This window comes from Actinomadura formosensis NBRC 14204, assembly GCF_001552155.1.
Taxonomy (GTDB): Bacteria; Actinomycetota; Actinomycetes; order Streptosporangiales; family Streptosporangiaceae; genus Spirillospora; species Spirillospora formosensis.
Window position 1 is genome coordinate 23,938 of record NZ_BCQQ01000051.1, and the last position, 18,662, is coordinate 42,599.

Consider the following 18,662-nt stretch of genomic DNA (forward strand, 5'->3'; position numbering starts at 1 on the left):
GTCAGTCCTTGCGCCGGCGGAGCCGGTTCAGGCGGGACACCACGGGCACCGAGCCCATCATGACCCTGATCAGCACCAGCAGGGCGATGATCGGGGGAACGTACACCAGCCACACCGGCGGCCCGGAAGAGTCGTCGGCGTTGTTCGCCGCGTTCTTGGCCCGCACGTTCTGCCGGTCGAGCGAGGGATCGTGGGTGGGAATCGTCTCGCCCGGGTTCTTGGCCGGGTAGCGCTTCTGCTCGGCCTGCGCCGGGGTCCGCCCGCCGGGGCAGGTCAGGAACCCGTTCACCGCCGGCTGCGGGAGCGGGTACTTGTACTCCAGCGTCGCCCGGTGGTTCATCGTGACCTGGAAGACGACGTTCAGGACCGGCTTGCCCTGGTCGATCCCGATCACGTTGTCCAGGACGACCTTCAGCGCCGGTGCCACCGCGAGCGTGTTCCGCAGGTCGGTCAGGTAGCCGGGGTTGTAGGACGCCAGGCCCATCGTGCCGAGCGAGTCCACGGCGCACCCGAAGTCCGGCTCGGTCTTGTCGAGCAGGCCGTTGACCGTGCCGAGCAGGTCCGGGCCACGGTCGCGCAGCTCGGCGATCCGGCCGCGGACCTGGCTGAGCGCCGCGGTGAGCGCCGCGATGTTGTCGACCCCGGCGCCGAGCGAACCCCGGTTCCGGTTCAGCACGTGGGTGATGCGGCCGAGGTCCCTGGTCAGCCCGTCGAGCAGCTCGGTGTTCTGCGCGAACGTCTGGGTGAGGTCGTCGCCGCCGTTGATGATCTGGCGGAGCGAGTCCTCGCGTCCGGACCAGCCCTCGGCCAGCTCGTGGGTGAGGACCTTGGCGTCCTCGGGGTTGATCGCCTTGAGCGTGTCGAGGACCGCGCCGAACAGGTCGCCGTACTTGGGCGGGACCTTGGTGTGCGACACCGGGATGACGGCGCCGGGCTTCATCGGCGGCGCGCCGGCCCTGCCGGGGCCCGGCGTCAGCTCGACCACCGGCTCGCCGACCGCGGACTTGCGGGCCGCGGCGGCGGTGACGCCCTGCGGGATCTTCACGCCGCGGTCGATGTCGAGCCGGACCACGACCCTGTCCTTCCGCAGCCGCACCGAGTCGATCTTGCCGATCCGCAGGCCGAGATAGTCGACCTCGAAGTTCGGGTGCAGGCCGGGCGAGGACTCGAACTCCACCGAGATGTGGTACGGCCGGTCGATGAAGTCGAACCGGACGACGTTGTTGAACGCCCACACCACCATCACCACGGCGAGGACGCCGAAGGCCAGCAGGTTGATCGTCAGTCGCCTGGTCATCCGTGCGGCTCCAGGATCTTCTCAAGGTCCGGCAGGGCGCCTTCGAGCTGCTTCGGAATCTGGGTGGACGACCGGGTCTTCCTGGGCTTGTCGCTGAGGCCGGGGAAGATCGGCCGTCCGTCCGGCCAGGTGATGCGGACGATCGGGTAGAGCAGCAGCTGGCCGTCGTAGGTGGCCTTCGGGATCTTGTAGGAGAACGACACCAGGCTGTTCACCAGGCCGGTGAGCCGCTTGCGGTTGCCGCCGAGCTGCTGCAGGACGGGGTCGAGGTCGGCGAGCAGCTTGCGGAACCGCAGGATGCGCCCCTCCAGGACCTTGTCGTTCAGCTCCCGGGCCATCCGGGTGAGCCGGTCGACGGTCTTGATGATCTTGTCTTTGTCCTCGTTCAGCATCCGCGTGGTGCGTTCGAGCTGCCCCGGTGCCTCGTTCAGCGCGTCGCTGCCCTTGGCGAGCGACCGGCCGAGCCTGGCGAACCGGTCCACCGACTCGCCCAGCTCGCGGCGCTGCTCGGCGAACATCTTCACGAGGTCACCGGTCTGGGCGATCGTCTTGTTGAGCTTCTGCCCGTTGCCGTCCAGCGCGGTCGCTCCGGCATTGACGACGGTGGCCACATCGTCCCCGGCGAGCGCCTGGATCAGCGGCCCCGCCTGCCCGACGACCTGCTCGAACGCCGGCTGGACGCTGGTGTCGGTGATGGTGGCGCCGGTGGCGAGGAACGGGCCGCGGTCCATGCTCGCGCCGGGCGGCATCCGCAGGTCCACGTAGTTCTCGCCGAGCAGCGACGTCACCTTGATCTCGGCCCGGGTGCCCTTCGGGATCTTGATGCCGTCCTCGACGGACAGCGTCACCCTGGCCTTGTAGCCGTCCAGCCGGACCTTGGTCACGCTGCCGATCGTGATGTCGGACATCTTCACGCTGTGCCCGGCGACCAGGCCCTGGACGTCGTCGAACGTGGCGGTCAGGGTCAGGTGCCCCTTCGGCGCGCCCGCCGTCCGGTAGGAGCAGCCCGAGACCGCGAGGACCATGACGGCGACCAGCAGCAGGAGCTTCCGGCTCATCAGTTGCCTCCCCTCTTCTGCCAGGGGCAGTTGGAGTTCGGCTCGGGCAGCGGGCAGCCGACATCGTCGGTGTTCTGCAGGCCCTGCAGCCACGTCCGCAGGAACGCGTCTGTCGCGAACCGGATCTGCAGCGACTTGTTCTTGGGGTTGTAGCCGTTGATGAGCGCGCCGCTGATGCCGGGCAGCACGTTCAGCAGTTGCGCGAGCTGCTTGGCGTTGCCCTTGAGGATGAGCGCGGTCCGGGTGAGGACGGCGAGGTCGTACGGCAGGTTCCCCTTGTACTTCTGCAGCAGTTCGTCGCCGTTCTTCGCCAGGTCGAGGATCCCGTTGATCAGCTGCTGGAGCTCGCCGCGCTCGGAGCTGAGCACCTGGCTCGCGGTGCCGAAGTCGCGGATCACCGCGCCGAGGACCTCCTCGCGCCCGCGCACCACCCCGGCCAGCCGGTTCAGGTTCCGCGCGACCTTGATCAGCTCCTCGTCCTGCCCGGCGACGTTCTCGATGAGCCGGGCGCTCTGCTCCAGGGTGGCGTTGAACTCCTTGCCGTTGCCCCGCACCGTGCCGGCCGCGGTGCCGAGCGCGTTCTGCATCTTGGTCGGGTCGAGCGCGTTCGCGAGGTTGGTGAACGAGCTGAGTGCGTCGTCCACCTCGACCGGCACGTGGGTGCGCTCGATCGGGATGACGTTCGAGGTCTCCTTCGCCTCCCCCGGCTTCCACGCCGGGTGCAGGACGAGGTTGCGCTCGCCGATCAGGTTCAGCGGGACGATCGACGCCTGCACGCCCTTCGGCAGCGGGACGTCACCGCGCAGGTGGAAGGTGACCTTGACCTTGTCACCCTGGTTCTCGACCTTGTCGACGAGGCCGACGTCCGCGCCCATCACCTTGACCCTGGACTGCTTGTAGAAGGAGCGGGCCTTCGGGACGTAGACGACCATCGTCCGCTCGCCGGGGGCGGGGGCGAGCGAGCAGCCGCCGAGGGACGCGGTCAGCGTGAGGCCGAGCGCGAGGGCGATTCCCTTCCCCCTCCTCATCAGTTGCCTCCCTTCGAGCGCCGCGTGGAGATCGGGCCGGGCGGCTGCAGCGGGCCGAGCCCGGTGAGCACGCCCTCGATCCAGGGACCGTTGCCCCGCAGGTTCGCGACCTGCTGGAACGTCGGGCCGAGCAGCGAGAAGTCGGTGTTCAGCGCGTCCATGTTGGGCGCGAGCCGGGTGGTCAGCAGGTGCAGGTCGTCCAGCAGCGCGTCGAGCTGCTTCTGGTTCTTGGAGATCACGTTGTCCAGCGTCCGGACGGTCCGGTTGCCCTGCCCGATCGTCGCGGCCAGCTCGCCGCGGCGCCGCACCAGCGCCTGGAGCAGCACCTGGCTGGCGTCGATGATCCGGCGGAGTTCCGCGTCCTTGCCGGCCAGCGTGCCGGTGATCGTCTTGCTGTTCTCGATCAGCCGCTGGATCTGCGGGTAGGAGTCGTTCAGCGTGCGGGACACCTGCTCGATGTCGACCAGGATCCGGCGGAGCTTCTGCGCGCCCGGCGACTTGATCTTGTTGACCTCGGTGAGCAGCTTGTCGATGCTCTTCTGGTCGAGCTTGCCGACGATGTTCTGCGCGCCCTCCAGCGCGTCCGGGACCGTGAACGGGACGCTGGTGCGCGACAGCGGGACCCGCCGCCGCGCCTGCGGCACGTCCGCCATGTAGGGCTTGGTGACCGGGCCGGACAGCCGCAGGTACCGGCCGCCGAGCAGCGTGGTCGTCTGGATCTCCGCCCGGGTCTTCGGCCCGAGGTCGATCCCGGCGTTGACGTGCCAGGTCACGATGACCTTGCCGTGTGCGAAGTCCGGCTGCACGGAGGTGACCCGGCCCGACTTCACGCCCGCGACCCGCACGTCCTGGCCCTTCTTCAGCCCGGCCGCGTCGCTGAACTCGCCGCTCATCGTGTAGCCGCGCTCGAACAGGTGCATCTGGCCGACGGAGAACGCGAACACGCTGGCGGCGCCGAGCGCGGTCACGGTGACGATCGCGACGATCTTCTGGTTGACGTCCCGCAGGGACTTCAGCGCCATCAGCCGCCACCTCCCGCCAGCATCTTCCGCAGCTCGGCGAGGTCGTCCTTGGACGGCTGGCCCGTGCCGGGCGCCTTTGGCAGCTCCATCGGGAACGGGCACGGCCCCTGCATCACGTTCAGGCACAGCGCGTTCGTGCGCAGGTAGTGGCCGCCGTTCGCGGTGGAGAACAGCTGCCGCAGCGTCAGCGGAAGCTGCCGCACCATCTTCTCCAGCTCGTCCACGTTCAGCCGGAACGTCTCGCTGAATTCGCCGAGGTTGCCGATGATCCGGTTCAGCTGGGCCTCGTTGCCGCCGAGCACCTGGTTCAGGTTGGTGGTCACGCCCGAGATCTCCACGACCGCGTTGTCGAGCAGCTTGCGGTTGTTCGCGAACACCCTGGTGAGCGACTCCAGGTTGTCGATGCTCGCCGCGATCTGCCGGTCCCGGGTCGCGATCGCCTCGCTCACCGTCTCGTAGTCGTCGATCATCCCCTGGATCGTCTTCCGGCGGGCGGAGAACGTCTGCAGCAGCAGGTCCAGGTTGTCGGTCAGCAGCGAGATGTTCTGCTCGTTGCCGTCCAGCGCCTGGGAGAAGGCGAACAGGATCTTGTTGAGCTGGTTCGGGTCCAGGTTGCGGGTGAGCGGGCCGAGGCTGTTGACGATGTCGCCGAGGTCCACCACCGACCGGGTGTGCGGGACCCGGTCGCCGTCACCGAGCCGGCTCTGGCTCGTCCCCGCCTCCAGGTAGACGACCCGCTGCCCCATCACGTTGCGCCAGCGGATCGCGGCCGTGGAGTCGGACGGGACGCGGACGTCCCTGTCGACCTCCATCACCACCACGGCCTTGCCGCGCACCACCTTGATGCTCTCGACCTGCCCGACGGGCGTGCCCGCGACCTTCACGTCATCACCCGTGAGGAGGCCGGTGACGTCGTCGAACGTCGCGGTCAGCTTGTAGCGGGCCCGGAAGCTCGTGCCGAGGATCTGCTGGCCGATGTAGAGCGTGAGCAGCCCGGTCACCGTCACGAACACCAGCGTCTTCAGCATCGTGCCGTATTCGGGCCCGCGCGCGGCCTTGGCGCGCCTGCGCGGGCTCATGGCCTGGCCCCGGTCGCCGCGCCGCCGGTCTTGCGCGCCCCGCCCGCCCCGGGCAGCGGCACGTCGAAGGCCGTCGCCTTCGGCTTGACCGGGCAGACGTCGATGAAGATCTGGCACATGTCCAGGGGGAGGTCGTCGCGTGCCTGGGCGATCAGGGTGCCCTCCGGGCCGGGGATGCGGATGATCTGGGCCAGCAGCCCGAAGAAGCCGTTCAGGCTGTCCAGCAGCACCGGGATGTTGCGGCGCTGGTCGTCGACCACCGACACGATCGCGCCGCCGGTGTCGATGATCGTGCCGAGGTTGCGGCCGTGCCGCTGCAGGTTCGTGCCGACCGTGTCACCGAGCCGGGCCGACTCGTCCAGCAGCCGCGACACCTTGTCGGGCCGTGCGTTGATGACCTCGGAGAGCCGGTTGAAGTCGGTGGCGAACCCGGTGATCGTGTCGCCGCGCGACTCGAACGTGCCGGACAGGCCGTTGATGTCGTTCAGGAGCGACTGGATCGCGGCCCGGTTCCGGTGGGTCGCGTCGACGACGATCGCGCCGTTGTCGATCGTCCGGCGCAGCGCCGGGCCCTGCCCGGACAGTCCGGCGCCGAACGTGTGCAGGATGGTCGCCACGTCGTCGGGGTTGATCGCCTTGGTGAGCCGGTAGGTGGGCCAGGCGGTGTCGGACAGTTCCTGCGGGTCGTTGGTCTTCGTGATCGTCCCGCCGTCCTTGAGGTACGGGCCGCTCAGCTCGTGCGCGCCGAGGTCGAGGCCGATGTCCTTCGGGCCGAACACCGACACCGGCTCGACCGTCGCCACCGCCGTGTCGGCGATCCTGACGCCCTTGTCGACCCGGAGCCGGACGGTGACGCGGCCGTCGTCGTCCAGCTTGAGGCGCTCGACCGTGCCGACCGCGATCCCGCGGATCTTGACGTCGGACTTGCCCGGGTCGAGGCCCTGCCCGGCCCGGCCGAACGTCGCGTCGTAGTAGGTGGATCCCGCGTGGGACGGCATGGAGCCGACCGCCACGAACGCCGCGGCGGCCGCGATGACCCCGGCACCGACCAGCCCGAAGAGCGTCCGGGAGCGGGTGGACAGTGTCTCCTCGCTCATCCGGTCAGCCTCACCGTGCCGCCGTGGCCCCAGAAGATGTACGACAGGACCAGGTTCATCAGGATCATCAGGATGGTCGACTCCCGGATCGCGCGGCCCGCGGCGACGCCGACGCCGACCGGGCCGCCCGCCGCGTAGTAGCCGCGGTAGCAGTGAATGAACATGATGATGAAGGCGAACACCGCGACCTTGACGGCGCTGTAGAACACGTCGATCGGCGGCAGGTAGAGGTGGAAGTAGTAGTCGTAGATGCCGGGCGAGAGGCCGAAGTACTGGATCGTGATGAACCGGGTGGCGAAGAACGCCATGAACAGCGACACCAGGTACAGCGGCACGAGCGCGATGACGCCGGCGGCGACGCGGGTGCTCACCAGGTAGGCCAGCGAGTTGATGCCCATGACCTCCAGCGCGTCGATCTCCTCGGAGATCCGCATCGCGCCGATCTCGGCGGTGAACCCGGTGCCGACCTGCGCGACCAGCGCCACGCCCGCGATGATCGGGGTGACCTCGCGGACGTTGGAGTAGCTGGAGACCAGCCCGCTGAACGCCTCCGCGCCGATGCGCTCCAGCCCGGGGTAGCCCTGCAGGCCGACCATCGCGCCGGTGGCGAGCGACATCGTCGCGATCACGAAGATCATGCCGCCGCCGATGACGAGCGCGCCGACGCCGACGGTGATGTCGCTGACCTGCTTGGCGAGCGTCTTGCCGTACTTGCGCCGCAGGACGATGTCGAAGAACAGGTGGTAGAGGACCCGGCCGAGGAAGATCGGCAGGTTGGCCGACGCGGCGAGGCCCGCGGTCCGGCCCCTGACGGCACGGCCCAGCTTGCGGACGGGGGAAATGGCGACCATCAGAACCTCGGGGGGAAGAGGACCTGGTAGATCATGGTGAGGATGTAGTTCGTCGCGAACACCACGATCGAGGTGACGACCACCGCCTTGTTCACTGCGCGGCCGACGCCGACGGGGCCGTAGTCGCAGTTCATGCCCATGTAGCAGGCGACGGCGGCGGCGATGAAACCGAACACCCACGCCTTGAACAAGGTGATCATCAGGTCCGAGAACTGCAGCAGGACGGTGGCGCCGTCGAAGAACGCGCCGGGGCTGACGCCCTGCTGGATGACGTTGAAGTAGTAACCGCCGATGATGCCCGCCAGGATCACCACCGAGCACAGCAGCCCGGACACCATGCTCGCCGCCCACAGCCTGGGGGTGACCAGGCGGTGGATCGGGTTGATGCCCATGACCTCCATCGCCGCGAGTTCGTCGCGGATGTTGCGGGCGCCCATGTCGGCGGTGATGGCCGATCCGCCCACGCCGGACACCAGCAGCGCGGAGGCCAGTGGCGCCACCTGCTGGATCATCGCGGCGGTCAGCATCGCCCCGGTGCCCGACTGCGCGCCGAGCTGCCGGGCGATGTCGCCGACCTGGAGCGAGATGGTGGCGCCGAGCGGCACCGCGATGAGCATGACGGGCACGCTGGTGACCCGCGCCAGGAACCAGCACTGCTCGATGAACTCGCCCCACCATTGGCGCAGGTCCCAGGAGCGGCGCAGCCCTTCGAGCAGGGTCACGCACAGCAGTCCGGTCTCGTCGAGTGCGCGCCCGAGGCGTCTGCGTGCCAGGTCCGGGGCCTTGGTCAGGCTCAGGGCCATCAGCCGGTGACCTTCCCCGGAGGGGCCGCGTCTTTCCGGGGGGGCCACCCACCGAACCCCCCGGAGGGGGGTGCGAGAAGGTCCATGCCAGCCTCCTTCTTCTCGGACGTCGGCGCCCATCCGATGCTCCGGATCCGCCGTCCCATAGGCGGCGCCCTCGTCCTGCTCGTCTGCGCGCCACCCTGGTCTCGGCAGAGACCGGGATCACCTGGGCACCCAAGCAAGCACTCGGGTACCGCCTGTGATCTGAGGCACTCTATTGGAAGAAGGTCTAAGAAGCGAGTACTTACTTTGTGATTTGTCCGAAGCTACGATCGGCGGACGATGATCGAGGCGCCACGAGAGGCGGAAGACGGCATGGACGGCGGCATGGACCCGCTGGTCATGGGCGTCCGGGACCGCTGGGAGAAGCAGGGGCTGCGGGGCGAGCCCTGGCCGTTCATGGCGGTCTGCTCGGTGGGACGGCTCAACCAGTTGCTCAAGAAGGCGCTCGACATCGAGCTGAAGCGGCTGGAACTCACCCGGACCGGCTATTTCCTGCTGACCACCCTGGCCCTCACGCCGCGCGGCGGCGCGCGGCTGAGCATGCTCGGCCGGTTCCTGATGATGCATCCGACGACGGTGAAGCTGACCGTCGACCAACTGGAGGCCGCCGGGCTCGTCGGCCGCACCCGGCATCCGCGCGACCGGCGCGCCACGATCGTCGCGATCACCCCGGCCGGACGCGCCCGCGTCAACGACGTCAGCCTGGCGCTGGAGGCGCCCGGCGGCGCGTTCGCCGCGTTCGCGGGCATGCACCGCGACATGTTCGACGCGCTGCAGCCGGCTCGCCTCGCGGCGGGTGATGTGGAGTCGCTCGATCCCGGCGCGCAGGAAGGCCCGGAACCCCGGCGGGGGTGAACCGCGTACGATACCGCCGCGGACCCTCACTTCGACAACACGACACCCGGGCGATAAGGCAGTCTTCTCCTATGCCACAGAGTCACGGCAGTCGCAGACGTCCCGGCGCCGGTGGGCGGCGGGTACGGCGGATGCTCACCAGCAACGTCACCATCACCATCGTCGCGATCGGGGCGCTCGGCACGGCGGTCACGCTGGTCGACCTCGGCGGCATAGGCGGCGACGACACCAAGCCGCCGAAGGCCGCGGCCGCCGGCCTGTCCACCAACGACATGCTCGCCAACCTGACGTCGTCGTCCGACATGGACAAGGTCGCCGCCGACGCGATCGCCCACGCCAAGAAGCGCGCCTACGAGGAGCACCAGCGGGAGCTGAAGCGGCTCAGGGAGAAGGCGAAGCGGGACGCGGCGGCGCGGGCGAAGCTGAAGGCGCAGCAGGAGCGGGAACGGCTCGCCAAGTCGAACCCGAGCGCCGCGCAGAACAAGGCGTACGGCAAGAAGATGAACGCGCTCAAGGGCTGGGACCGCTGCTGGCCGTCCCTGCTGACGCTGTGGAACCACGAGAGCGGCTGGAACGAGCGGGCCGTCAACCCCTCCAGCGGCGCCTACGGCATCCCGCAGGCGCTCCCCGGCTCCAAGCTCGCCAGCGCCGGACCCGACTGGCGCACCAGCTCCCCCACCCAGATCGCGTGGGGGCTCGGCTACATCAAGGCCCGGTACAAGGACCCGTGCGGCGCCTGGGCCTGGTGGCAGGCCCACAACTGGTACTAGTCCACACAACCGGGGCCGGTCGCCGCTCCGCCCGGTTCCCGCGTCCGCGGCCTGGCACCATGGAGTGATGCGGACGAGCGGCACGCGGCAGACGAACGGCGGGGGCGAGGGAACCGGCGGCGGCCGGCAGTGGGCCCGCGCCGACGCCACCCGGCAGGCGCTGCTGACCGCGGCGCAGCAGGTCTTCGCCGACCGCGGCTACGCCGACGCGGGCATCGCCGAGATCGTCGAGCGGTCCGGGATCAGCGTCGGCAGCCTCTACCACCACTACGGCGGCAAGGCCGGGCTGTACGTCGCGCTGTGGGAGGAGCTGACCGCCGAGCAGGAGGCGAGCGCCGCGCAGGCCGTGTCCGCCGCCCGCAAGGACGGCGAGTCCGACCCGATCGCGCTGTTCATCGCCGGCGCCCGTGCCTACCTGCGGGTGTGCTGGGAGCGGCGGGAGGCGGCCCGGCTGTTCCTCGGCGGCGAGGGCCCGTCCGGGTCGTCGCTGATGCGCCGCAGCCGCGCCCAGCACTGGATCGCGCAGAACACCAGGCTGCTGCGCGGCCCCTCGTCCGGCGAACCCGCCGGCCGCCCCGAGCAGGTGCTGAGCCTCGTCCTCACCACCGTCATCGGCGAGGCCGGGCGGGAGATCGCGACGGCGGAGAGCGAGTCCGAGGCCACCGAGATCATCGATGAGGTCTGCCGCATTCTCATCCGGCTGGCCCGCTGACCAGCGCTCCGGGGCGCGGGTGGTGTCCGCGGTCACAGGGGACGGCGGGGACCCGTTATCCTGACCTCCTGGTTACCGGATCCTGACGGAAAGTCGAAGGAGTCCATGCCGACGTCGACCTGGTTCCGCCTCAACGTCGCCAAGCGCGAGCGGGTGCTTGAGGTGGCGATGCGCGAGTTCGGGGAGCACGGGTACTCGACCGGCAGCCTGAACACCATCGCGCGCGAGGCCGGCATCGCCAAGGGCTCGCTGTTCCAGTACTTCAGCGACAAGCTGGAGTTCTTCGCGTTCGTGTGCGACGAGACGTCCCGCCGCATCCGCGAGGAGATGGAACGGCGCATCGAGCGCGTCGACTTCGACCAGGCCTTCGACGAGTGGCTGTTCGACGTCCTGTGCGACTGGACCGAGTACATGGCGGACCATCCGCTGGAGCGCGGCGTCACCGCGGCGACCAACTTCGAGCTCGACAACAGCGTCCGGTCCGTCGTCCGCGACACCGCGAACCAGCACTATCTGCAGGTCATCCATCCGACGCTGGAGCTGTGGAAGGCCGAGGGCGCCATCCGCGAGGACGCCGATCTCGACGTCCTCGCCACGTGGCTGATGACCCTCCTGCCGTTCCTGGCGCTCGCGCCGTACTACGACGGCCTCGACCCGATCCACCGGCTGCGCGGCCGGACGCCCGCCGAGCAGCGTCCGGTGATCCGGCAGCTCATCGCGGGCTTCCGCCCCATCTTCGCCCCCATCAAGTAAGGGTCAATCCTCGATGTCCGCGACCAGGACGTCCATGTAGCGGGCGGCGAAGCGGCCGGGCAGGGGGAGGTCTCCGGCCCCGGCCGCGGTCAGGACGCGCGGGTCGCCGATGCGGCGGGCGCGGCCGAGGCGTTCCACGCCGCCGCGTCCCTCGGCGAGCAGGTTGCGGACCCAGTCGCAGTCCCGCCCGTACGGGAGCCCGACGATGAGCCGCCGGCCGCTGCGGAACGCGATCACGGGCGTCCGGTACGCACGGCCCGACCGGCGGCCCCTGTGGACGATCACCGCGAACGGCGGCAGATAGGGCGCGTAGACGCCCTGGATCCGGTTCGTGACGACCTTGTTGAAGCGGGCGACCGATCTCGGCATCAGCGGCTTCGGCATGCCCCATGGGTAACACGTCAGCGGGTGAGGAGGTACTCGTCCGGGTCGGCTTTGCGTGTCGTCGCCCAGAACTCGAAGGTGTGGCCCGGCCACAGGGTGCGGTTGACGCCCTTGTCGTCGAGGTACCAGCTGCTGCAGCCGCCCTCGTTCCAGACGGCGCGCCGCAGCCGCCTCTGCATGCGGTCGTTGAAGCGGCGCGCGGCCCGCGGCTTCGGCTCGATCGCGTCGGCGCCGTGCTCCCGCAGCAGGCGCAGGCAGCTCAGCACGTGCTGGATCTGCACCTCGATCATGAAGACGACGGAGTTGTGGCCGAGGCCGGTGTTCGGGCCGAGCAGCATGAAGAAGTTCGGCATGCCGGGGATCGTGGTGCCGCGGTGCGCCTCGATGCCGTCCGCCCAGATCTCCTGCAGCTTGGTGCCGTCGCGTCCGGTGACGCGCAGATCGGTGAGGGCGTCGGTCACCTTGAAGCCGGTGCCGTAGATGATGCAGTCGACCTCGTGTTCGCGTCCGTCCCCGGTGACGATCGAGTGCTCGCGGACCTCGGCGACGCCGGAGGTCTCCACGTGCACGTTGGGACGCGTGAGCGCCGGATAGTAGTCGTTGGACAGCAGGATCCGCTTGCAGCCGATCGTGTAGCCGGGCGTCACCTTGGCGCGCAGGACGGGGTCGGCGATCTGCTTCTCCAGGTGCCGGCGGGCGATCTTCTCCTGCGGCGTCGACAGCCGCGGGTCGATGGTGAAGCCGACGGCGCGGGCCTCCAGCGCCCAGTAGACGCCGCCCCGGAAGGCGCGGGCGGCGCCCGGCACCTTCTCGAACACCTTGCGCACCGGCGCCGGGATGGCCACGTCCGGCTTGGGCTGGATCCACGGCGGCGTCCGCTGGAAGACGACGAGGTCGCTCGCCTGCTCGGCGACCCGCGGGACGAACTGGATCGCGGACGCGCCCGTCCCGATGACGGCGACGCGCTTGCCCGCGGGGTCATAGGAGTGGTCCCACTCGGCGGAGTGGAACGCGGTCCCCTTGAACCGCTCGATGCCCGGCAGGTCCGGGAAGGACGGGACGTGCAGGGCGCCGATGCCGGAGACGATGGCCTTCGGGGTGAGGACGCCCCCGTCCGCGAGCGTCACGTTCCAGCGGCGCGCGCCGTCGTCGTACTCCATGGAGTCGACCTTCGCGCCGAAGCGGATGTGGTCGCGCACCCGGTACTTGTCGGCGGTGCGCTCCATGTAGGCGCGGATCTCGGGCTGCGGCGCGAACATGCGCGTCCAGCCGGGGTTCAGCTCGAACGAGAAGGAGTACATGTGCGAGGGGACGTCGCAGGCGCACCCGGGGTAGATGTTGTCGTGCCACGTCCCGCCGAGCGCCTCGCTCTTCTCCAGCACGACGAAGTCGTGGAAGCCGGACTGCTTGAGCCGGATCGCCATGCCGAGGCCGGCGAAGCCGGAGCCGATGATGACGATCGCCGGGCCGCGCTCGCTCATAACCCATCCTTCCGCGTAACCTACTTTCAGTAAGTTACCGGGAGTAGCTTACTGACGATAGGTCCAACAGAGGGGTTCTCCTGTGAGTGGCGCCACACCTCCGCCCCCGTCCCGCCGGCGGCGGATGGCCCGGGCCGAGCGCGAGCGGCAGATGCTGGACGTGGCCGAGGAGGTGTTCGGCGAGCGCGGCTACCAGGCCACCTCCATGGACGAGATCGCCGAGCGCTGCGGGGTCTCCAAGCCGATGCTCTACGAGTACTTCGGCTCCAAGGACGGGCTGCTCGTGGCGTGCGTGAGCCGCTCCAAGGCGGAACTGCTCGACGTGACCCAGAAGGCCATGGCGGGCGCCACCACCGCCGAGGACATCCTGTGGCGCGGCATGGTGGCCTACTTCTCCTTCATCGACTCGCACAGCAAGTCGTTCGCGATGCTGCTGCGCGAGCCGATAGCCGCGTCCGCGGAGACCGCGGAGGCCGTCGAGGCGACCCGGCGGCAGCAGAGCACGCTGATCGCCGGGGTGCTCACGATGTTCGCCCCGTCCGCGCCCGGCGACGTCATCGAGGCGTACACGCAGATCATCATGGGCGCGAGCGAGCGGATGGCGCTGTGGCAGACGAGCCGTCCCGACGTGTCGGCGCAGGACGCGGCCCGCTATATGACCGGCTTCTGCCGGCAGGGCCTCAGCCCCTATCTGGCCCCGCCCCCTCCGCCGGCCGGCGGGGAAGTGCCTCCAGAGCTCCGATGAGCAGGTCGAGGCCGAACTCGAAGTCGGTCTCGGCATCGTGCGCGGCCAGTTCGGGCCCGTAGGCGATGACGTGCCGGAACTCGTCCGGGTCGAGGCGGTTCCACGACTCGGCGCCGGTCTCGGCCAGGTGCCCGAGCATCTTCTCCACCCCGGCCTCGCGCATCTGGGCGCCGATCGCGTAGGCGAGCAGCGCCCGCATGATCCGCACGGCGGTGCCGCCGTCGAACCCGGCCGCGTCCGCCAGCGCGAGCGCGCGCTCCACCGGCCGCAGCCCCGCCGAAGTGTCGACCTTGTGGGTGAGGACGATCGCCATGCAGCGCGGGTTGTCGCGGGCGACCTTCCGGAACGCCCGGACGAGGGCGCGCGCACGCTTCTGCCACGGCTCGGACGGGTCGTCCTCCAGTTCCATGCCCGCGACGACGTGCTCGGCGACGCCCTCCAGCAGCGCACTCTTGTTCGGGACGTGGTTGTAGAGCGACATGACCGCGACGCCCAGGTCGGCCGCGACCCGGCGCATCGACAGCGCGTCCGCGCCCTCCCGCTCGATCAGCGCGACCGCCGCCCGCACGATGCGGTCACGGGTCAGCGCGGGACGCACGGCGTCGGAGGTCACCCGCCTCGCCATCACGGCCGCCTCTTTTCCGCCGTTGACATCGGTAAGTGTCCCATGACACCGTACGTACATTGTACGTGAGACGTACACCGTACGTCCGCGCTTCGGGGAGGAGCGCAGGCCGAAGTGGACGCGGTCATCGCCGATGCCGCGGCGGGCTGAGTACGTTTGGATCACTCGACCCGAACACCTCGGAGGTTTGCATGCCCCTCGCGCACTTCGACGGCGCGCTCGCCGTCGTCACCGGAGCCGGCAGCGGGATCGGCCGGGCCACCGCCCTCGCGCTGGCCGGGAACGGGGCGAGCGTCATCGCGGCCGACATCGACCTGGCCGCCGCCGAGCGGACCATCGTCCGCGCCAAGACGGTCGGGGCGGGCGGCACCGCCTACGAGGTGGACGTGGCGGACGCCGCCGCGATGGAGACGTTCGCCGCCGAGGTGAAGGAAGCCCACCGCGTCCCCGACATCGTGGTCAACAACGCGGGCATCGCGCTCGCGGGCTCGTTCCTCGACACCGGCCTGGACGACTGGGACCGCATCATGGGCGTCAACCTGTGGGGCGTCATCCACGGGTCCCGGCTGTTCGGCCGGCAGATGCGCGACCGCGTGCACGCCCTGCCCAACAAGCCCGACAAGCCGAACCTCGGCGGCCACATCGTCAACATCGCGTCCGCCGCCGCGTACTCGCCGTGGCGCGCGATGCCCGCCTACTGCACGACGAAGGCGGCCGTCCTGATGCTCAGCGAGTGCCTGCGCGCGGAACTGGCCGGCAGCCGCATCGGCGTCACCGCCGTCTGCCCCGGTTTCGTCAGCACCGACATCGTCAGGAACGGAATCTACGCCGAGGGGGACATCAGGTCCGCCGAGAGGCTGCGGCAGCGCGGCCAGAAGGCCATCCGGCTGCGCAACTACCCGCCGGAGAAGGTCGCCGAGCGGGTCGTCAACGCCATCATCAAGAACAAGCCGGTGGTCCCGGTCAACTTCGAGGGCCACCTCCTGCACGCCCTGTCCCGGGTCTCCCCCGCCGCCCTGCGCCTGCTGGCCAAAATCCCCACCCCCCAGGGCTGACGCAGTCGCTTCGGCGACCGTTTATCTTGATGTCGAAGCGCTTTTAGAAAATGGTTCTTGAATGCCGGACGCATTGGTTTCAACGGGGGGAAGCAAAAGGGCCGCGGAGCGGGGTCCACTCCGCGGCCCATCGACGAACATGGGCGCTGTCCTGGAGTTATCTCACCCAGGACACTCCTACTGATTGCACGGTCACGTCGTCGACCTCCTCCTCCACGGCGCCACCAGCACGCCGATCCGACGCCCGATACGGGGGCATGATCGGCATACCGCCTCCCCTTTACTGGATCACCCTAGAGGTATTGACAGAAAACGTGCCATGCTCGGCCGAATCAGGTCAGAAATGATTTAGCGCCGCGAGCACTTCGCGGGCGGCGGTGGTCGCCTCGGCGAGGCAGCCGCGCTCCCGCTCCGCCCGCTCGCCCTTGGCGGGCGCCCGCTCGCTGTAGCTGACCGTGAAGACCGCGTTGCGGACCCGGACGGTGACCTGCCCGACCACGGTCGGCTGCCCCTCGTCGGCTTTGAACCAGCGGAACGCCTCGTCCCCGACACCGCCTTGACGCTCCAGCGTGATCGTCTGGACGAGCGGGGCGGCGTGCGCCTGGGCCCACTGCGCGTCGTAGTAGCTCTCGGCGTCCCGCACCGGGGTCCCGGTGTTGGCGGGCGCGTACAGCCGCGTCTCCACCCGCAGCCAGCGGAACTCCGACCCCGTCGAGGAGTACGTGCACGTGGTGAGCGTCGAGTTCGCGCTCTGCCGTCTGGTCGCCTTGGGCACGGCACGTTCGACGGTGCCTTCGGTCACCGTCCCGCACGGCGGCGGCAGCGCCGTGACGACCCGTGCCCGCTCCGCGGGCTCGGACGGCGGCGTCCGCGGCGGGACGCTCCGGCGCGGCGTCACCGACGCCCTGTCGGTCCCGCCGCCCTTGCCGGGCGCCACCAGGAAGACGGCCACCGCCGCCACGGCGAACGCGACGCCCGCGACCAGCAGCGCGAGCCGCCTCGGCCGGCGCGCCGCGGACGGCGGCTCCGGCCCCGAGTACGGCCGCTGGAACGGTTCGACCGGACGCCGAGGCCCCACGTCCCGCTCCTCACTCCCCCGACTCGTCATGGCCCGCACTCCCGTCAACGTAGTCAGGCGCGCCGCCCCTGACCAAGCCCCCGGACGGTGTGGATTGTCAGTCCCCATGGTCACACTGGAGGGGTGCTGATAGCGGAGATCGCGCGGACGTCGGGGGCGGTGGCGGGCACCTCCGGCCGGAAGGCCAAGGTATCCGCGCTCGCGGAGTGCCTGCGCCGGGCGGGCGCCGGGCAGGCCGCGACCGTGGTCGCCTACCTGTCGGGTGAGCTGCCGCAACGCCAGATCGGCGTCGGATACGCATCGCTTCGCGAGGTGCCGCCGCCGGCCGCCGGGCCGTCGCTGACCGTCGCGGAGGTGGACGCGGCGTTCTCCGGGATCGGCGCGGTGTCGGGGGCGGGGTCGGTCGCGCGGCGGCGGGAGCTGGTCGCGGCGCTGCTCGGCCGCGCCACCCGCGACGAGCAGGATTTCCTCATCCGGCTGCTGGCGGGCGAGCTGCGGCAGGGCGCGCTGGACGGGGTGATGGCCGAGGCGATCGCGGTGGCGGCCGGGGTGCCGTCCGCGCAGGTGCGGCGCGCGTTCATGCTGCGCGGCTCGCTGGGGCCGGTCGCCACGGCGGCCCTCGCGGACGGGGCGGACGGCCTGCGCGCGTTCACACTGGAGGTCGGCCGGCCGGTCAAGCCGATGCTGGCCGCGCCGGCACCGTCCATCGACGAGGCGTTCGGCAAGCTCAAGGCGGAGGCGGCCGTCGAGTGGAAGCTCGACGGCATCCGCGCGCAGGTGCACGTCTCCGGCGGCGAGGTACGGGTCTTCACCCGGACCCTGGACGAGATCACCTCCCGGCTGCCCGAGGTTACCGAGGCCGTGCACGGCCTGCCCGTCCGCGAGGCGGTGTTCGACGGCGAGCTGATCGCCCTGCGCCCGGGCGGCCACCCCCACCCCTTCCAGGTCACCGCCGCCCGCACCGCGACCCGCACGGCGAAGACGGCCGATCCGGTACCGCTGAGCGTCTTCCTCTTCGACGTCCTTCATCTCGACGGGAACGACCTGCTCGACGCGCCGGGGGCCGAGCGGAACGCGGCGCTCGCGCGGGTCGTGCCGGCGGAGCTGCGGATGCCCCGGATCGTCACCGGGGATCCGGCGCGGGCCAAGGCGATGTTCGACGAGGCCGTCGCGCGGGGGCACGAGGGCGTCCTGGTCAAGTCGCTCGACACGCCCTACACGGCCGGGCGGCGCGGCGCCGGGTGGCTCAAGGTCAAGCCGCGGCACACCCTCGACCTGGTCGTTCTCGCCGCGGAGTGGGGGCACGGGCGCCGCCAGGGGCTGCTGTCCAACCTCCATCTCGGCGCCCGCGACCCCGAGACGGGCGGGTTCGTCATGCTCGGGAAGACGTTCAAGGGGCTCACCGACGAGCTGCTCGCCTGGCAGACGAAGAAGTTCCGCGAACTGGCCGTGCGGGAGGACGGCCGGACGGTGCACGTCCGTCCCGAACTTGTCGTCGAGATCGCGTTCGACGGCGTCCAGCGCAGTCCCCGCTATCCCGGCGGCATCGCGCTGCGGTTCGCACGCGTCCTGCGGTACCGGCCCGACAAGTCCGCCGCGGAGGCCGACACGATCGGCACCGTCCGCGCCGTCGCCCCGGTCATCGACTAGGGCTGCGGGTCGTCGCCCTTGCCGGCGGCCGGCTCGCCGAGCCGAGCCGGCTCGGCGGGCTGAACGGGCTCGGCGGGTTCCGGTGGCGTCGGCGGGAGCCGCCCGCCGGGCCGGACACCGGGCGGGAACTCCCCGCCCCGGCGGGAGCGGCGGCCCCGCCTTTCCAGGGCGCGGGCCCGCATACGGGACGTGGTCCGGCGGCGGACCTGGGACAGCGTGCGCGCGGCGGCCTTGCGCTCGGCGCGGGCGGAGGCCCGGCGCCGCGTCCCGTCCT

General features: G+C 70.3%; 19 protein-coding genes and 1 pseudogene. 7 read left to right on the top strand and 13 right to left on the bottom strand.

What is annotated here, in order from left to right; all coding sequences use genetic code 11:
- Position 1: 1 nt before the first annotated feature.
- The 8 genes from AF1_RS15465 to AF1_RS15500 are packed head-to-tail and all read right to left on the bottom strand — an operon-like array spanning position 2 to position 8,235.
- A complete protein-coding gene (locus AF1_RS15465; protein ID WP_067798705.1) occupies positions 2-1,297 on the bottom strand; it encodes an MCE family protein in 1,296 nt (431 codons plus the stop codon).
- Positions 1,294-2,355 (bottom strand): MCE family protein, encoded by a 1,062-nt coding sequence (locus tag AF1_RS15470; RefSeq protein WP_067798707.1) that lies wholly within the window; start codon positions 2,353-2,355, stop codon positions 1,294-1,296. The genes AF1_RS15465 and AF1_RS15470 overlap by 4 nt, the downstream gene beginning before the upstream one ends.
- Complete coding sequence (locus tag AF1_RS15475) at positions 2,355-3,383, bottom strand: MCE family protein (RefSeq protein ID WP_067798708.1); 1,029 nt, start codon at positions 3,381-3,383, stop codon at positions 2,355-2,357. The genes AF1_RS15470 and AF1_RS15475 overlap by 1 nt, the downstream gene beginning before the upstream one ends.
- Positions 3,383-4,405, bottom strand: a complete 1,023-nt coding sequence (locus AF1_RS15480; protein WP_067798710.1) for an MCE family protein — start codon at positions 4,403-4,405, stop codon at positions 3,383-3,385. The genes AF1_RS15475 and AF1_RS15480 overlap by 1 nt, the downstream gene beginning before the upstream one ends.
- Positions 4,405-5,484, bottom strand: coding sequence for an MlaD family protein (locus AF1_RS15485; RefSeq protein WP_242608941.1), 1,080 nt, complete (start codon positions 5,482-5,484; stop codon positions 4,405-4,407). Before AF1_RS15485 ends, AF1_RS15480 begins: the two co-directional genes overlap by 1 nt.
- Complete coding sequence (locus tag AF1_RS15490) at positions 5,481-6,581, bottom strand: MlaD family protein (protein WP_084262953.1); 1,101 nt, start codon at positions 6,579-6,581, stop codon at positions 5,481-5,483. The genes AF1_RS15485 and AF1_RS15490 overlap by 4 nt, the downstream gene beginning before the upstream one ends.
- Entirely contained in the window at positions 6,578-7,432 is an 855-nt protein-coding gene (locus AF1_RS15495) for an MlaE family ABC transporter permease (protein WP_067798715.1), read from the bottom strand. Before AF1_RS15495 ends, AF1_RS15490 begins: the two co-directional genes overlap by 4 nt.
- On the bottom strand, positions 7,432-8,235 hold the full coding sequence (locus AF1_RS15500; RefSeq protein WP_067798717.1) for an MlaE family ABC transporter permease: 804 nt from the start codon (positions 8,233-8,235) through the stop codon (positions 7,432-7,434). Before AF1_RS15500 ends, AF1_RS15495 begins: the two co-directional genes overlap by 1 nt.
- A 324-nt stretch (positions 8,236-8,559) precedes the next feature.
- On the opposite strand from AF1_RS15500, the gene AF1_RS15505 reads away from it, so the two are divergent.
- From AF1_RS15505 to AF1_RS15520, 4 genes are all read left to right on the top strand, one after another.
- A complete protein-coding gene (locus AF1_RS15505; RefSeq protein WP_084262955.1) occupies positions 8,560-9,135 on the top strand; it encodes a MarR family winged helix-turn-helix transcriptional regulator in 576 nt (191 codons plus the stop codon).
- A 131-nt stretch (positions 9,136-9,266) separates the two neighbouring features.
- Entirely contained in the window at positions 9,267-9,905 is a 639-nt protein-coding gene (locus tag AF1_RS36380) for an aggregation-promoting factor C-terminal-like domain-containing protein (protein WP_067798724.1), read from the top strand.
- 67 nt (positions 9,906-9,972) lie between these two features.
- On the top strand, positions 9,973-10,617 hold the full coding sequence (locus AF1_RS15515) for a TetR/AcrR family transcriptional regulator (protein WP_067798727.1): 645 nt from the start codon (positions 9,973-9,975) through the stop codon (positions 10,615-10,617).
- Positions 10,618-10,722: 105 nt separating this feature from the next.
- Entirely contained in the window at positions 10,723-11,370 is a 648-nt protein-coding gene (locus AF1_RS15520; protein WP_067798730.1) for a TetR/AcrR family transcriptional regulator, read from the top strand.
- Positions 11,371-11,373: 3 nt separating this feature from the next.
- Here the strand turns inward: AF1_RS15520 and AF1_RS15525 are convergent, their stop codons facing one another.
- The gene (locus AF1_RS15525) at positions 11,374-11,754 is read right to left on the bottom strand and encodes a nitroreductase family deazaflavin-dependent oxidoreductase (protein ID WP_084262956.1); all 381 of its coding nucleotides are present in this window, start codon (positions 11,752-11,754) and stop codon (positions 11,374-11,376) included.
- A 17-nt stretch (positions 11,755-11,771) separates the two neighbouring features.
- Positions 11,772-13,235 (bottom strand): flavin-containing monooxygenase, encoded by a 1,464-nt coding sequence (locus tag AF1_RS15530; RefSeq protein WP_067798733.1) that lies wholly within the window; start codon positions 13,233-13,235, stop codon positions 11,772-11,774.
- 82 nt (positions 13,236-13,317) lie between these two features.
- On the opposite strand from AF1_RS15530, the gene AF1_RS15535 reads away from it, so the two are divergent.
- The gene (locus AF1_RS15535; RefSeq protein WP_242608942.1) at positions 13,318-13,980 is read left to right on the top strand and encodes a TetR/AcrR family transcriptional regulator; all 663 of its coding nucleotides are present in this window, start codon (positions 13,318-13,320) and stop codon (positions 13,978-13,980) included.
- On the opposite strand, the gene AF1_RS15540 is transcribed toward AF1_RS15535, so the two are convergent.
- Complete coding sequence (locus tag AF1_RS15540; RefSeq protein WP_067798739.1) at positions 13,916-14,605, bottom strand: TetR/AcrR family transcriptional regulator; 690 nt, start codon at positions 14,603-14,605, stop codon at positions 13,916-13,918. The genes AF1_RS15535 and AF1_RS15540 overlap by 65 nt on opposite strands.
- 191 nt (positions 14,606-14,796) lie before the next feature.
- On the opposite strand from AF1_RS15540, the gene AF1_RS15545 reads away from it, so the two are divergent.
- Positions 14,797-15,660, top strand: a complete 864-nt coding sequence (locus AF1_RS15545) for an SDR family NAD(P)-dependent oxidoreductase (RefSeq protein WP_067798743.1) — start codon at positions 14,797-14,799, stop codon at positions 15,658-15,660.
- A gap of 337 nt (positions 15,661-15,997) precedes the next feature.
- On the opposite strand, the gene AF1_RS15550 is transcribed toward AF1_RS15545, so the two are convergent.
- The gene (locus tag AF1_RS15550; protein WP_067798746.1) at positions 15,998-16,738 is read right to left on the bottom strand and encodes a hypothetical protein; all 741 of its coding nucleotides are present in this window, start codon (positions 16,736-16,738) and stop codon (positions 15,998-16,000) included.
- Positions 16,739-16,861: 123 nt separating this feature from the next.
- Between AF1_RS15550 and AF1_RS15555 the strand changes: the two genes are divergently transcribed.
- Complete coding sequence (locus AF1_RS15555) at positions 16,862-18,388, top strand: ATP-dependent DNA ligase (protein ID WP_067798748.1); 1,527 nt, start codon at positions 16,862-16,864, stop codon at positions 18,386-18,388.
- Here AF1_RS15555 and AF1_RS35155 read toward each other — a convergent pair.
- Positions 18,385-18,662, bottom strand: a pseudogene (locus tag AF1_RS35155) (hypothetical protein); the annotation flags it as partial. The gene AF1_RS15555 and the pseudogene AF1_RS35155 overlap by 4 nt on opposite strands.